Raw genomic sequence first — 15231 nt, 5'->3', positions numbered from 1 at the left:
AGAGCTATGTTGAAATTTATCGCGAAGCGAATATTGGAAGCGATCCCAACGCTGTTGGTCTTAATCACTGTTTCCTTCTTCTTGATGCGGTTTGCGCCTGGCAACCCTTTTTCAAGTGAACGTCCATTGCCCCCGGCGGTAATGGAAAATATTAATGCCAAATACGGCTTAGATAAGCCCGTGTTTGAGCAATACACCACCTATTTAGGCAATATCTTACAAGGGGATTTTGGTCCCTCGTTTAAATATATTGACTATAGCGTTAATGAATTGATTGCTGACTCTCTCCCTGTTTCGGCGCAAATCGGCGCGATAGCATTTGTGTTCACCCTGCTGTTTGGGGTCACGATCGGTACTATTGCCGCGCTGAAACAAAATACCTGGATTGACTACACCATTATGTCGACCGCGATGCTCGGGGTGGTCATGCCATCGTTCGTGCTCGCGCCTGTGCTTATTTATATTTTCGCCATTAATTTGGGCTGGTTACCGGCCGGTGGCTGGCAAGGGGGAGGTTGGCACTTTATGGTGCTCCCCGTGATTGGCATGTCGTTACTCTACGTTGCCACGTTTGCGCGTGTGACCCGTGGCAGCATGATTGAAACCCTGAACAGTAATTTTATTCGTACTGCACGCGCCAAAGGGTTGAGCTACCCGACCATTATTGTCAAGCATGCGCTTAAGCCAGCGATGTTGCCGGTGGTGTCTTATATGGGGCCAGCCTTTGTTGGGATTATTACCGGCTCGGTGGTGATCGAGACCATCTTTGGGCTACCTGGCATCGGTAAGCTATTTGTTAACGCTGCGTTTAACCGTGACTATTCACTGGTACTGGGTTGTACGATTTTAATCGGGACGCTGACCATTCTTTTCAACGCCATTGTCGATATCCTACTTGCGTATATCGATCCTAAGATCCGTTACTAGGGGTGACATGATGCTGACGAAAAAAGAAAACATTGACGCCCTAGAAAACTTCGCAGAAGAAGTGGATGTAAAAGGGCGAAGCCTTTGGCAGGACGCAGCGATACGCTTTAAACGTAACCGAGCCGCGATGGCCAGCTTGGTGATCCTTGTCATTATTGGTTTGAGTGTTCTATTGGGTCCGTCCCTGAGTGCTTATGCTTATGATGCGACCGACTGGTACGCCATCCATGCGGCCCCGACATTGGGTCTTGATGGCCACTGGTTTGGCACTGACGCCCTTGGGCGTGATCTGTTTACGCGTACCATGATGGGCGGGCGTATATCGATCATGGTTGGTGTCATGGGGGCCTTTGTCGCCGTCCTGATTGGTACACTATATGGTGCAACCTCTGGCTTTATTGGCGGCCGTACCGATGCGGTGATGATGCGCTTGGTTGAGATCTTACAATCGATTCCATTCATGTTCTTCGTGATTGTGTTGGTGACCTTCTTTGGTCGGAATATCGTACTGATCTTTGTGGCGATTGGTTGTATTGCCTGGCTGGATATGGCCCGTATCGTTCGTGGTCAAACGCTCAGCTTACGCAGTAAAGAATTTGTTGAGGCGGCGCATGTTTCAGGGGTGAGCACACGTCATATTATTACCCGCCACATCGTGCCGAACGTATTAGGGATTGTCGCTGTGTATTCGACCTTGTTGGTGCCGAACATGATTTTGTTCGAATCCTTCCTCAGTTTCTTGGGTCTGGGCGTGCAAGAGCCAATGACCAGCTGGGGTGCCTTGCTACAAGAAGGGGCACAAACGATGGAAATAGCAATCTGGCAGCTGCTGTTCCCAGCGACCTTTATGGTGCTGACGCTATTCTGTTTTAACTATGTCGGTGATGGTTTGCGTGATGCGCTGGATCCAAAAGACAGATAATCGACAGCTTTTGGCGTCGTAAAAAACGCAATAAGATAAAAAGCGCAGGTTTGTTTCCTGCGCTTTTTTATCAATCATCGAGCGCGATCTTTTGCAAAAAATCGCGGTTATTCTGGCGCCTCGTCTAAAGGATACCAGTAGCCGCGGTTGACCCACAGTGTGAGCATCAGCCAAAACAGGCTATTTTCAGCGGCTTCACCGAGCATTTCCCAATCGATAAAACGCTGATTGCACAGCTCAGGCGTCAATGACTCACAGCCTTCCGGTAAGTCAAAGCTTTCACCGAGCATAAAAATTATTTCTGACTGATCAGCGTGATAAAAAGCACGTAAGCCACTGAGTTTTTCTAAACACAGACCATCTTGCATGGCGGCTTTGAGGCTATCAGGCTGCCACTGCGGATCGGGGCTGAGCAAATCGAGCTCGTGTCGAGCCTGAGAGAGAAACTCGCCAACCCAGCGCTTTTTACGGGTTTCGTCCTGCATTAATGCCATCATCATCTCATCCATTTGGGCGAGATGTTGTGGGTCGAGTGCCGCTGGCGCATCGGGTTGCGCTGGCATCGCGGGCCAATGGAAGTGGTTATCGCCCGCTTCATCAACAATCACTTGATCCGCGTAGCTACTGAGTAGCTCGCGCGCTTTTGGCGATCGATAACCAATCGAGTAACTGAGCGAAGGTTCTAGGGTATCACCCTCGTGCGGGAAACCGGGTGGAATATAAAGAATATCGCCAGGGGCTAGTTCGACATCGATAATGGCATCAAAGCCAGTAATTTGCTTGAGACCGGTCTCGAGATTGGCATCTTGATAATCGCCTTTCGGCCCAACGCGCCAGCGACGACGCCCTTGCCCTTGAACAATAAAGACATCGTATTGATCGATATGGGGTCCCACGCCACCTTGCGGCTGGGAATAGCACACCATAAGATCGTCGAATAACCACTGAGGCAGTGTCGAAAAGGCACTGGCTAACTCGCGGGCGCCTGGGTGCCAGTGGTTGGCTGCCTGAACAATTAGTTGCGCGTGAGTATCAGGAAAGTTGCTAAAATCCTCAAACGGTCCGTGGGCAACCTGCCATTGACCATTCGCGTGTGTCACCATGCGAGAATCAATATCGGCTTCCATCGCCAAGCCTGCGACTTCCTCTGGGTCGATGGGATCCTCGAAGTCTATAAAGCCTTGACGGATAACGGTAGGCGCTTGGTGCCAATAGGTGGACATAAAGTCGGCAATGGAAAATTGAAACTGATACATAGCATCACAGGTTAAGAAATTTGCGGCAGTATAACGCGCTGAGCGGGGCGGTGCGAGGGGGATAAAAAACGGCCCCCAATGGAGGCCGTGAGGTATGAGAACGTTTTGCTTAAAGTTTGTCAGTGAGCTTGACCGCATCACCAATGTAGTTAGCTGGTGTCATTTGCTTCAAGCGCGCTTTTTCATGCTCAGGTAAGTCGAGGCCATCAACAAAAGCACGCATGCCTTCGCCATCCACCCGTTTACCGCGTGTCAGCTCTTTCAACTTCTCGTACGGCTTTTCAATGCCGTAGCGACGCATTACGGTTTGAATCGGTTCGGCAAGCACTTCCCAGTTCTTATCCAGCTCGGCTTCTAGCGCGGCTTGGTTGACTTCTAGCTTGCTGATCCCTTTAAGGGTCGAGGCATAAGCAATCAAGGTATAGCCTACACCCACGCCCAAGTTGCGCAGCACGGTGGAGTCAGTCAGATCACGCTGCCAGCGAGAAATCGGCAACTTTTGTCCCAGGTGAGAGAAAATTGCATTCGCCAGGCCGAGGTTACCTTCCGAGTTTTCGAAATCGATCGGATTGACTTTATGTGGCATGGTCGACGAGCCAATTTCACCTTCAACCGTTTTTTGCTTGAAGTGACCCAGCGCGATATAGCCCCAGATATCACGATCAAAATCGATCAAAATAGTGTTAAAACGCGCCACGGCATCAAAGAGCTCAGCAATGTAGTCATGCGGCTCAATTTGAGTGGTGTACGGGTTCCAGTCGATACCGAGCGAAGTGACAAAAGCTTCACTGTAGGCGTGCCAATCAATCTCTGGGTAGGCCGACAAATGGGCGTTGTAGTTACCCACTGCACCATTGATTTTGCCGAGAATTTCAGTGCTTTCGACTTGCTTAATCTGACGCGCCATGCGGTAGGCAACGTTCGCCATTTCTTTACCCATGGTCGACGGCGAAGCCGGTTGGCCGTGGGTGCGAGAGAGCATCGGCACATCGCGGAACTGTTGTGACAAGTCTTTAACTGCATCGGCAAGCTGCTGCATTTCCGGTAAGATCACCGTATCACGCGCGTCTTTAAGCATCAGTGCGTGAGATAGGTTATTGATATCTTCCGAGGTACAGGCAAAGTGAATAAACTCGCTAACCGCATGAATCTCTGGGTGTTGAGCAATTTTTTCTTTTAAAAAGTACTCAACCGCTTTGACGTCGTGATTAGTGGTGCGCTCAATCTCTTTGATTCGGGCGGCGTCTTGCTCATCAAATTCAGCGGCAATCCGATCGAGGAGGGCGTTGGCGTCATCGCTAAATGCAGGCACTTCTTTGATGCTGTCAGTGGCTGCCAAGCTTTGCAGCCAGCGGATTTCAACGATGGTGCGATACTTTAGCAATCCAAATTCACTGAAAATCGATCGTAACGCAATCGTTTTCGTACCATATCGGCCATCGACCGGGGAAACAGCAGTCAGCGCTGACAGTTCCATTTTATGTCTCCTGAGTTCAATCTGATTAGCTACGGGCTAGAATAGTTTTGGCCTGCTCAACCATTTGTTTACGACCAAAAATGAGATGTCGGCGTTTACCGCCTACTTGGCGCCATAGTACGGTACTACGGATACCAGATAACAAGAGGGCACGCACACGATGTTGCACGCCGGTTTGTTGTAGGTGTTGCGGGTCGCCAGAAACCTGAATACGCGGGCCCAGTGGGCTGATGACGTCGAGATAAATACTGGCAAGATTACTGATCATTTGCTCATCAAGCAGATCAAAGTGGCTCGATTGGCGCTCGATGGTTTCGATCCGATCGCCCAATTGCGCCATGGCATCACGACGGCTGGCAAGCTTGCGCTCTAAGGCGAGCAAATTGATCAGATAACGCATTAGCTCGCTACCGTTGCTGCTATTATCCAGCTGGCTGATCAGCGCTTCCAAGCCTAAATGGAGCCCTGACTCACCGCCGCCAGTGACATTACCGACCTCACCGCGAAACACATCGAGCGTCGAGGACGGGTTCGTCATCACGATGCTGCTTAAGCTGGTACTGAGCGCGTCTTGGTCACAATAGCCCTGACGGGACACATCTTGCACCAGTTTCGCTGCCTGACAAATGCTCGCAAAAGCGAGGGTGCGATCATAAATCGTCTCTGCCACTGATCACGGCTCCTTAAATACGTTGCTCGATAATACCACCACCTAAACACACGTCGCCGTCATAAAAAACAGCGGATTGGCCAGGGGTGACCGCAATTTGCGGCTCGTCGAATGTCACTTTTATCGTGTCATTATCAACAGGCGTGATAGTACATGATATATCGTGTTGACGATATCGGGTTTTGACTGTGCAACGGCGTGTCTCGGTCACATTCTCGCGATCGACCCAGTGTAATTGGGCTGCTATTAAGCCTGCAGAGAATAAGCGTGGATGATCATGGCCTTGACCTACAATCAGTACATTGCGCTCAACGTCTTTATCGACCACATACCAGGGCGCTTCGCTACCGTTACCGCCTTTTAATCCGCCAATCCCTAAACCTTTACGTTGGCCCAGGGTATGATACATCAGGCCTTGGTGCTCACCGATGTTCTCGCCATCGGTCGTTTCGATGGGCCCCGGTTGCGCGGGTAAGTACTGCGATAAAAAGTCAGTAAATTTGCGCTCACCAATAAAACAGATCCCGGTGGAGTCTTTTTTCTTTGCGGTCACCAAGCCTTGTTCTTCGGCAATTTGGCGCACTTGTGGCTTTTCGAGATCGCCAACTGGGAATAAGCTACGTGCGATCTGATCGTGGCTGAGTGTATATAAGAAGTAGCTTTGGTCTTTATTGCTATCAAGGCCACGCAGCATCTGTGCTTTTTCACCATTGTCGGGGAAAGATCGACGCACATAATGGCCCATAGCAATATAATCGGCGTCTAGCACTTCGTCGGCAAACTCGAGAAATGCCTTAAGTTTGATTTCTTTATTGCACAGAATATCTGGATTCGGCGTACGGCCTGCTTTGTACTCGGTCAAAAAATGCTCGAACACATTGTCCCAATACTCAGCGGCAAAATTAATGGTATGTAGCTCAATGCCCAACTTATCGCAGACATCTTGCGCATCGGCCAAGTCTTCTGCAGCAGAGCAGTATTCTTCGTTGTCATCTTCTTCCCAGTTTTTCATAAACAGGCCTTCGACCTGATAACCCTGTTGTTTCAACAAGTAGGCAGAAACGGACGAATCAACACCGCCGGACATTCCGACAATCACTTTTTTGCTGCTGTTATCTGACATGGTGATCACAAATGCTGCTATCAATAAACGGACGCTGAGTTTAACAGAATCAAATCGCCGGATACAGATGTGATAAGGCTCACACGTTAACCGTTATCCAAAGTGAGTAGATGGGTGGGGAGGTGGTCGCGTGGCCTGTGACCGAGGCGGCATATGTTRATACTATTAATACTTAGGATTGGGTGCCGCGCAAAGACCCTCCGCGCCATGGATGGCGCGGCGGAGCCTCCAGGGATGGATTCACGGCGTGTCTGTGCGTGGTATCTAATCTCAGAGCGGTGACGACAATTGCTGTGAAGCCTGGCTTTATCGAGCCTTCTTCGACGGTGCACGCTTGGACGATCGAGTGCGCCCACGCGGTGTTTTCCCTTTTGGCCCTTTGGGTTTAGGGGTGAACTGCTCAAAGCCTTTCGGCGGATCAACCTCACACCACTGGCCTGGCTGCAAGTCATCCAGCTGCCAGACGCCGAGTTGGGCGCGAATCAAGCGCAGCGTCGGGTGGCCAATATGGGCAGTCATCCGGCGTACTTGTCGATTTCGCCCCTCGTGCAGCACCACCTTTAACCAGGTAGTGGGAATGTTGGCGCGATAGCGTACCGGAGGATGGCGTTCCCACACGGCGGGTGACGCCATTTTTGATACCTCAGCGGGTAGCGTTAGACCATCTTTTAGCTCCACACCGTCGCAAAGCGCTTGAATCGCTTCATCGCTGGGCTCACCTTCCACTTGGACCCAATAGGTTTTGGGAGATTTAGATGAAGGCTGGGTTAATCTGGCTTGTAAGGCACCGTTATTGGTGAGTACCAGTAAGCCTTCGCTGTCCTTGTCGAGTCGACCGGCCGGGTACACGTCTTTTACGGAGACGATGTCGGCTAATGTGCTGTCACCGGGCTCACCGCTAAACTGGGTCAACATGTTATAAGGTTTGTTAACAAGTATCACTTTAGTGGTCATCGCCGTCGCGCGTGAATCCTGTGCGTGTTGAGATGATTTGGTAGTGGTGTTTGAAACAGCCTTTGACGCTGGCTGAGAGCGGGATTTATATGGCATACGGGCTGTCAAATAGATTAAACGGCAAATGAGACTTTGGTATTATACACGTAATAATCTGTTTGGCGTGTTGTATGAATTCGAGTATCCTCGTTGCGCATCTTACACAAAGATAACAAATGGACGCTAGGAGATTAAAATGGAAAGTAAAGTAGTTGTACCGGCGGAAGGTGAAAAAATTACACTCGACGGCACAAAACTGGTAGTCCCTAACCACCCTGTGATCCCTTACATTGAAGGGGATGGCATCGGGATGGATGTTAGCCCTGCAATGATCAAAGTTGTTGATGCCGCAGTTGCTAAAGCCTACAACGGTGAGCGTAAGATTTCATGGATGGAAATCTACACCGGTGAAAAATCCACCAAGGTATACGGTGATGATCAATGGCTACCGGCTGAAACACTCGACTTTATTCGTGAATACAAAGTGGCGATTAAAGGCCCACTGACAACGCCTGTTGGCGGTGGTATTCGTTCTCTGAATGTGGCCCTTCGCCAAGAGCTCGATCTCTACATTTGTGCGCGTCCGGTACGTTACTTCACTGGCGTTCCTAGCCCTCTGAAAAAGCCAGAAGATACCGATATGGTGATCTTCCGTGAAAACTCAGAAGACATCTACGCGGGTGTCGAGTTTAAAGCGGGCACCGCAGAAGCCGATAAAGTGATTAAATTCCTGCGCGAAGAAATGGGTGCCAACAAAATCCGTTTCCCAGAGCAGTGTGGTATCGGTATCAAGCCGATTTCTGAAGAAGGTACCAAGCGTCTGGTTCGTGCGGCTATCGAGTACACCATCGATAACGATCGCGACTCACTGACCATCGTCCACAAAGGTAACATCATGAAGTTTACCGAAGGGGCGTTTAAAGATTGGGCATACGAAGTAGCCAATAGAGAGTTTGGTGCCGAGTTGCTTGATGGCGGTCCGTGGATGACGATGAAAAATCCAAAAACCGGTAAAGAAATCATTATTAAAGATTCCATCGCAGATGCTTTCTTGCAGCAAATTCTGTTGCGCCCTGCAGAGTATGATGTGATTGCCACCATGAACTTGAATGGTGATTACGTATCTGATGCTTTGGCAGCGCAGGTTGGTGGTATTGGTATCGCCCCAGGTGCCAACATTGGTGACGGTGTGGCACTGTTTGAAGCTACCCACGGCACGGCGCCAAAATACGCGGGCCAAGACAAGGTAAATCCAGGCTCGCTTATCCTGTCAGCAGAAATGATGCTGCGTCACATGGGCTGGTTTGAAGCCGCTGATTTGGTGATCAAATCAATGGAAAAAACCATCGCCAACAAAACTGTGACCTATGACTTCGAGCGTCAAATGGAAGGTGCGAGCCTACGTAAGTGCTCTGAGTTTGCAGACGACATGATTGCGCAAATGTAATAATAGTATTATCGCACGATGATAAAACCCGGCTCATTCGCCGGGTTTTTTTGTTTGTGGTCTCGGGAATGACCCACTTAGACAATCAGTTTATATCCTCCCACGACAACGCGGTGCCTTTGGTTAACGCGCGTGTCGCGCGTTTTCCGAGCACCGCATCATAGTGTTTCGGCGCCAACCCAAAGCCAGGACGAATACTGCGCACATTATCGGGCGTGAGTGGCTCACCGGGCGCGATATCCTCACAGACATACAAAGAGCGCCTAAATTGACGGTTGCTCGACTCGGCCTCTCGGGTGGTGAGGGCGCTTTCTCCTAACGCTTGCCACGCCGCGTGGGTTTGCTCACAAAGCGCACTGAGTGCAGGTGGCGTAAGCGAGAAAGCAGCATCCGGGCCTCCCGAATTTTCAGAGAGCATCACATGTTTTTCAATCACGCACGCGCCGAGTGCCACGGCTGCGATCGCGGCGGTATTGGTCAGCGAATGATCGGATAAACCCGCCAATGTTTGATAGCGGCTAGCTAAGGTTGGAATGGTTCGCAGATGGCTTTGTTCCATCGGTGCGGGGTAGGCGCTGATACAATGAAGCAACACCAGCTCACGACAGCCGTTATCACGGGCAGTCGCCACCGCCTCGTCAATCTCTGTCTCGTCAGCCATGCCGGTTGAGATGATCATCGGTTTACCGGTTTGCGCGGCATAGCGAATCAAGGGCAAGTCAATCGCCTCGAACGAGGCAATTTTATAAGCGGGGGCGTTAAGATCTTCGAGCAAGTCAATCGCGGAGCAATCAAAAGGGGAGGAGAATAAGGTGATGCTTTCTTTTCTCGCGTGATCAAATAACGGCTTGTGCCACTCAAACGGGGTTTGTGCCCAGCGATATAGTTGGTGGAGACTATAACCATCCCACAGTCCGCCTTTGATCTGAAATTCATCGTGGTCGCAATCAAGGGTAATGGTATCGGCGGTATAGCTTTGCATTTTGACGGCATCGGCACCGCAGGCTTTGGCCATGGAAAGGGTTTGCTTGGCAAGCTCAAGGCTACCATTATGGTTGGCCGACATTTCGGCAATGATATAGGGAGGATGCTGGGGACCGATCAAACGGCCTGCAATCTTAATGTCGTTGTTCATAAACCGCATCGATATTCAGTTTGGTTTGAAGGGCGCTGGCGCCTTGCTGCCACTCATCAGCGGACAAAGACAGGCACACAATCTCGACGGTTTTTCCCTCAGGCAGGGAAAAGGTGCGTTGCCGACTTTGCGGCGTTTCACGAAAGCCAAAGCGTTGATGTAGCCGAACCACCCCCTGATTATGACTGAGCACTTCACAGTTCAATCGGGTCACACCCAAGGTCTCAAATGCTAAACTTAATGCGCCAAATTCCATGAGCGCCCCGCTGCCACGCGGTGCATCCGGAGCCGCATAAAAAGCCCAGGTCGCACTTGTCCTATTGTCGCTATTTAGGTCAAGGTTTACCACGCCAAGCGGGGTGTCCGGTTGGCTGTCTACGCGCTTGTAGACGATATAGAAATGACGGTGCGTGTTGGCAAGCATATGGCTGAACCATGCCTTGTGCTCATCATGGCTAATTTCATGCTGAGTGTACATAAACTGGCGAACAGCGGGACGATTGCGCCAATGCCATAAGGTATCACTGTCCGCGTGACTCACCGCTTTAAAAATTAGTTGCATAAGTCATGCTCCAAGGCCGCGACCACGCGCTCTGCGCCTTTTCCATCGGTGATCGCTGGCAGAGTAGGAAGCTGATACCAGTTTGCGGCAAGGTGCTGCAGTGCAGACGCGTAATCTTGCCAGCGGGTGTGCTCACCGCGTCCTAAGTATTGATAGCCCGGTTGTCCGGCGAGATACTCGGCCATGGCGTGTTGGTTTTCCGCCACACACACCAAGGTGCTCGGGACCCCCAAGCAGCTGCGCTCAATGGCGGTCACACCGGCCGCCCCAAACGCATAGCGTGCCCGTGCCATGTGGGTATCAAAATCCGACAGTGCTTCCACTACGCTAACCCCATCGGGGACAGGCTCTTTACACAATGCATCGCGGTCTGGGTTACGCCGGCCGGTGACAATTAATAGCGAGAAAGGCAGCCTATCGAGCTTCTGCCCTTCTTCTAGGTGTTGAACGGCTTCTAGGTGCTTCACCGCGTCCACGAGCTTGCGGCTTTCACCGGTCGGGTCCGTGCCGGAGAAAAAGGCGATCACCTTATCTTCCCGCGGCGGCGGAGACTGATGTAAGGCGGCAAATGCTGGACGCAATAGTGCATATTCGGGCCCCAGTAAGCATCGGGTCTGTGGATTTACAAGCTGTGACACGTAGCGCGTGGTGAAATCAGGCCAAGGATTTTGATCGAGCAAAAACGCGCAATCGTGGGGCCGATTGGCTAAATCATCGACCACCATCACCGGACAGCCCAATTGGGTATGAATCGATTGCTCCCAGCGGGCATCTAAGGCGTAATGATCCACCACCATCAAATCCACCGGCTGGTTAGCCACGCATGCGGTTGCCTCTTTGGCATCTTGCCGCTGGCTCACACCAAGCCAGTCAGTATTGCTGAGCGGGCAGTCGGGGGCTGGCAATACCGCCACCGTTAAGCCTTGCTCTTGGCTGACCGCGATTAAGTTACCGGGCAAGTCGCGACAGACCAAGGTTACCTGATGGCCCGACGCTTGTAGCATGCTAGCCAACACGTGCATGCGGCTGACGTGCCCGGTGCCTATCGCTTGGGAGGCATCGACTCGAATGGCAATATGGTTCATAGCAAGGCTTGTTGCTCCAACAGTTGATACATTAGCTCAGCGCGTAGCCAGTCATCCGGCTCATCAATGTCTTGCACGCGGTAATGAGGGATCAACACGGCTTTTGAGTGGGGGGCAAAAACCGGCTCGCGCGCTAAAAACGCACTTGGCGTGCCCCAGTAAAACATTCCCGCATCGTGGTACGCGGGTTGTAAGTCTTGCGAACGGGTGGTGAAGTGCTCGGGCCACAACATGCTGACACTGCCATCGGCATCGACATGAATACTGCGCTGAATCGGAAAGGCGTAGCGGGTGGCGGCAAAACTGTATTTGACGGTATCGCCGTCCAGTAACGCTAAGCCTTGGCGCAAGTCATCCGTGGTGACAAAGGGAGTGGTAGCATACAGGCAGCATACCGCTTGCAAAGGCGTTTGCAGTGGCGACGGGTTAAGCCACTGGATCGCATGCTCAAGCACATCCAAGGTCGTAGCGTGATCACCGGCAATCTCGGCGGGACGTACAAAAGGCACTTCAGCCCCTGCATCGCGCGCCACACTGGCAATGTCGTCGCAATCAGTGGAAACCAAGACGCGATCGAATAGCCCACTTTGACGTGCTGTCGCAATAGCATAAGTGATAATGGGCGCACCGTTAAACAGTTTGAGGTTCTTGCCCGGAATGCGTTTGCTGCCACCTCGGGCGGGAATAATACATACATTCATCGGTCACGCGTCCTCAATGGCTTTTTGTAGTGCAGCAATCACTGTATCTTGCTGTTGCTCGGTTAAATCGGGGTAAAGCGGCAAAGTGAGTGCGCCTGCGTAATACTGTTCGGCAAGCGGGAAGTCTCCGAGTTGGAAGCCCAGTGCCTGATAGTAAGGTTGCGTATGCACAGGAATATAGTGCACGTTCACGCCAATGCCTTGCGCACGCATTGCCTCAAAAACGGCGCGGCGTGTATCGGCGTGCTCAAGCTCAATCAAATACAAATGCCATGCCGACTCAGGGTCTAAAATGGGTCGCTTGACGGGCAAATCGGCCAGTGCCTGATGGTAACGCTCGGCGAGTGCAAACCGTCTGGCGATAAAGGAACGAAGCTGAGTTAGTTGTGAACGGCCAAGCGCGGCATGAATATCCGAGAGGCGATAGTTCATCCCCAATGCATGCTGCTCATAACCCCAAGGCAGCAAGGCTGCGTGGCAGTCTTCTGCGTCACGGGTGATCCCGTGGCTACGCAACTGACGCAGCGCTTTCGCCAATGTGGCATTTTGGGTAGTGGCAACCCCGGCTTCTCCCGCGGTAACCACTTTGACTGGATGAAAACTAAATACGCTAATATCGCTGTACTGGCATCCACCCACCGCCGCCCCTTGATAAGACGCGCCCATCGCATGTGATGCATCCTCAATAATGGCTACCTGATAACGTTTGGCGAGCGCGGCAATCTCGGCCATTGGCGCACTGGCACCGGCCATATGCACCACCACCAGCACTTTGGGTAGGGTGTGAGTAGCGGCTGCTTGCGCCAGTTTTTTCGCGAGCTGCTGGGAGCATAGGTTACGTGTGTGCGGGTCGATATCGACAAAGTCCACCTCAGCACCACAGTATCGGCCACAATTGGCTGACGCGACAAAGGTGATGGGAGAGGTCCATAAACGATCGCCTGGGCCCAGTCCTAACGCCAGACAAGCCAGATGCAGGGCAGATGTCGCGCTATTGACGGCGACCGCATGCGCCGCCCCGGTGAGTTCGGCGACGGCGGCTTCAAAAGCCGGAACTTGCGGGCCTTGCGTCAGATAATCACTTTTTAGCACCTCAAGCACAGCGGCATAGTCTTGCTCGCTAAGATGCTGCTTTCCGTATGGGATCAACGCCATACTCCTTTACTGCTCGGTGTCGAGTTGCAAAATGGCCTCGACGGTTAACACATCCGGGTTAGTGCCTGATTGATACTCAAAGCCTTCTGGCACGGGCTGTCCTTTCTCACCCAACGCATTTTCTCGATAGTCATCATCGGCATCGTAGAACTTAATGGTGGGGCAAATCACGTAATGATCGGCAAATTCGAGCGTCAGGTGCGCATCATCAGCCGGACACATCACTTCATGCATTTTCTCGCCGGGACGAATGCCTATCACCTTGACGGGGGTATTCGGGGCATAGGCGCTGGCGAGATCCGTCAGACGAACCGATGGGATCTTAGGGACAAATATTTCACCGCCATACATGCGCGAAAAGTTTTTCAGCACAAAATCCACCCCTTGCTGCAAGGTAATCCAAAAGCGGGTCATTTCAGGGTGAGTAATGGGCAAATGATCCGCGCCTTCCGCTGCCTTTTTCTTAAACAAAGGCACCACAGAGCCGCGCGAGCCGACCACATTGCCATAGCGCACTACCGAAAAACGTGTCTTTTGGCCCCCGGTCATATTGTTAGCGGCGACAAACAATTTATCTGAACACAGTTTGGTGGCGCCATAGAGATTATTGGGGCTAGCGGCTTTATCGGTCGAGAGCGCAATCACTTTTTCGACCCCGTTGGCAATTGCAGCGCGAATCACATTCTCTGCACCGTGAATGTTGGTCTTGATACACTCCATCGGGTTGTATTCGGCGGCAGGTACCTGCTTGAGTGCAGCGGCATGAATCACATAGTCAATGCCTTGCATCGCTTGCATTAAACGATCTCCATCACGCACATCGCCGATAAAATAGCGCATGCAAGGGGCGTTAAAGGTTTGCTGCATTTCATATTGCTTGAGCTCATCGCGAGAGAGCACCACGAGGCGACGTGGTTGATAGCGTTCAAGCAGGGTGCGGACGTACTTTTTACCAAAAGAACCAGTACCGCCGGTGATCAGAATGGATTTGCCGTTAAACATAGGACGCCTTGTCACTAACTGTCGGGAATACAGGCAGTTTAACTGATCTGAGCAGGATTTGGCGATCTGCTACGGCCATGACGCGCGATTAAGCGACATCAAGCGGTTTTATTTTTGCTACCTCGTGTTTAATTGATTGCGACGCCTCCCAAAGATCAACGGCCCTTTGCGCATTGAGCCAAAACTCAGGCGAGTTACCAAACAGACGAGCGAGACGGAGCGCCAGCTCCGGGCTCATGGCTTTGCGTTCATCCAATACGGCAGTCATCGATTGACGAGAGACGCCCAAAGCATCAGCCAATTGTTCTACGCTCAAGTCGTAATCGGGCAGAAAATCTTCGCGCAACATGGCTCCAGGATGCGTCGGTTGGCGTTGCATGCCAGCTGTGTTGAAAATCGTCATCACTGTTACCTCATTAGTGGTAGTCGCAATCGTGCCTGCGTTGTCTATCTAAATATAGCGATATCCACGGTATCTACCCCGAACTATTTTAGGATCGGCCTATATGATCACAGCCAGAGGAGATCATCAAACTGATCTTTTTTGGTTAAAAAGACGTTCGCAATCTCGCTCTAGTTTAGACTTAAGGCTACGACGATTGATGAGTGTATCCGGTCATATTCTATCTTATTAATATCGGCCTATATGATCACAGCCAGAGGAGATCATCAAACTGATCTTTTTTGGTTAAAAAGACGTTCGCAATCTCGCTCTAGTTTAGACTTAAGGCTACGACGATTGATGAGTGTATCCGGTCATATTCTATCTTATTAAT

The 15231-nt window shown here is 51.3% G+C and carries 14 protein-coding genes and 1 pseudogene; 3 read left to right on the top strand and 12 right to left on the bottom strand.

Translation table 11 applies throughout. The features are described from left to right. The first annotated feature begins 6 nt into the window (after positions 1–6). Together oppB and oppC are read left to right on the top strand one after the other, a co-directional pair. The gene (oppB, locus tag BZG80_RS12005) at positions 7–927 is read left to right on the top strand and encodes an oligopeptide ABC transporter permease OppB (protein WP_077576315.1); all 921 of its coding nucleotides are present in this window, start codon (positions 7–9) and stop codon (positions 925–927) included. 10 nt (positions 928–937) lie between these two features. After that, the gene (gene oppC / locus BZG80_RS12000) at positions 938–1849 is read left to right on the top strand and encodes an oligopeptide ABC transporter permease OppC (protein WP_077460389.1); all 912 of its coding nucleotides are present in this window, start codon (positions 938–940) and stop codon (positions 1847–1849) included. A 107-nt stretch (positions 1850–1956) separates the two neighbouring features. Here oppC and BZG80_RS11995 read toward each other — a convergent pair whose 3' ends face one another. The 5 genes and pseudogenes from BZG80_RS11995 to BZG80_RS11975 all read right to left on the bottom strand — a co-directional run. Next, positions 1957–3105 (bottom strand): ribosomal protein uL16 3-hydroxylase, encoded by a 1149-nt coding sequence (locus BZG80_RS11995; protein WP_077679453.1) that lies wholly within the window; start codon positions 3103–3105, stop codon positions 1957–1959. Between the two features lie 109 nt (positions 3106–3214). Then, positions 3215–4582 (bottom strand): adenylosuccinate lyase, encoded by a 1368-nt coding sequence (gene purB / locus BZG80_RS11990; protein WP_077669604.1) that lies wholly within the window; start codon positions 4580–4582, stop codon positions 3215–3217. 25 nt (positions 4583–4607) lie between these two features. Next, positions 4608–5252 (bottom strand): high frequency lysogenization protein HflD, encoded by a 645-nt coding sequence (hflD, locus tag BZG80_RS11985; RefSeq protein ID WP_021022328.1) that lies wholly within the window; start codon positions 5250–5252, stop codon positions 4608–4610. Positions 5253–5265: 13 nt separating this feature from the next. Further along, positions 5266–6375 (bottom strand): tRNA 2-thiouridine(34) synthase MnmA, encoded by a 1110-nt coding sequence (gene mnmA / locus BZG80_RS11980; RefSeq protein ID WP_077679458.1) that lies wholly within the window; start codon positions 6373–6375, stop codon positions 5266–5268. Positions 6376–6789: 414 nt separating this feature from the next. Beyond that, positions 6790–7425 (bottom strand): annotated as a pseudogene (locus BZG80_RS11975) (pseudouridine synthase); the annotation flags it as partial. Positions 7426–7564: 139 nt separating this feature from the next. On the opposite strand from BZG80_RS11975, the gene icd reads away from it, so the two are divergent. After that, entirely contained in the window at positions 7565–8815 is a 1251-nt protein-coding gene (gene icd, locus BZG80_RS11970) for an NADP-dependent isocitrate dehydrogenase (protein ID WP_077679451.1), read from the top strand. A gap of 85 nt (positions 8816–8900) precedes the next feature. On the opposite strand, the gene pseI is transcribed toward icd, so the two are convergent. The 7 genes from pseI to BZG80_RS11935 form a co-directional block, all read right to left on the bottom strand. After that, complete coding sequence (gene pseI / locus BZG80_RS11965) at positions 8901–9950, bottom strand: pseudaminic acid synthase (RefSeq protein ID WP_077679450.1); 1050 nt, start codon at positions 9948–9950, stop codon at positions 8901–8903. Beyond that, on the bottom strand, positions 9934–10512 hold the full coding sequence (gene pseH, locus BZG80_RS11960) for a UDP-4-amino-4,6-dideoxy-N-acetyl-beta-L-altrosamine N-acetyltransferase (RefSeq protein ID WP_077679449.1): 579 nt from the start codon (positions 10510–10512) through the stop codon (positions 9934–9936). Before pseH ends, pseI begins: the two co-directional genes overlap by 17 nt. Continuing rightward, positions 10503–11597 carry a UDP-2,4-diacetamido-2,4,6-trideoxy-beta-L-altropyranose hydrolase gene (gene pseG / locus BZG80_RS11955; RefSeq protein ID WP_077679448.1) on the bottom strand — a complete coding sequence of 365 codons (1095 nt, stop codon included), beginning with the start codon at positions 11595–11597 and terminating at the stop codon, positions 10503–10505. Before pseG ends, pseH begins: the two co-directional genes overlap by 10 nt. Further along, positions 11594–12298 carry a pseudaminic acid cytidylyltransferase gene (gene pseF, locus BZG80_RS11950; protein WP_077679447.1) on the bottom strand — a complete coding sequence of 235 codons (705 nt, stop codon included), beginning with the start codon at positions 12296–12298 and terminating at the stop codon, positions 11594–11596. The genes pseG and pseF overlap by 4 nt, the downstream gene beginning before the upstream one ends. 3 nt (positions 12299–12301) lie before the next feature. After that, positions 12302–13447 carry a UDP-4-amino-4,6-dideoxy-N-acetyl-beta-L-altrosamine transaminase gene (pseC, locus tag BZG80_RS11945; RefSeq protein WP_077679457.1) on the bottom strand — a complete coding sequence of 382 codons (1146 nt, stop codon included), beginning with the start codon at positions 13445–13447 and terminating at the stop codon, positions 12302–12304. 12 nt (positions 13448–13459) lie between these two features. Further along, entirely contained in the window at positions 13460–14455 is a 996-nt protein-coding gene (gene pseB / locus BZG80_RS11940; RefSeq protein WP_025738853.1) for a UDP-N-acetylglucosamine 4,6-dehydratase (inverting), read from the bottom strand. An 88-nt stretch (positions 14456–14543) separates the two neighbouring features. Further along, on the bottom strand, positions 14544–14858 hold the full coding sequence (locus BZG80_RS11935) for a HigA family addiction module antitoxin (RefSeq protein WP_077679446.1): 315 nt from the start codon (positions 14856–14858) through the stop codon (positions 14544–14546). Between the last annotated feature and the right edge of the window lie 373 nt (positions 14859–15231).

The organism is Salinivibrio sp. MA440 (assembly GCF_001996265.1).
Classification (GTDB): domain Bacteria; phylum Pseudomonadota; class Gammaproteobacteria; order Enterobacterales; family Vibrionaceae; genus Salinivibrio; species Salinivibrio costicola.
The sequence above is the reverse complement of the archived record's forward strand: the minus strand, read 5'-3'. Positions and strand labels throughout refer to the sequence as shown.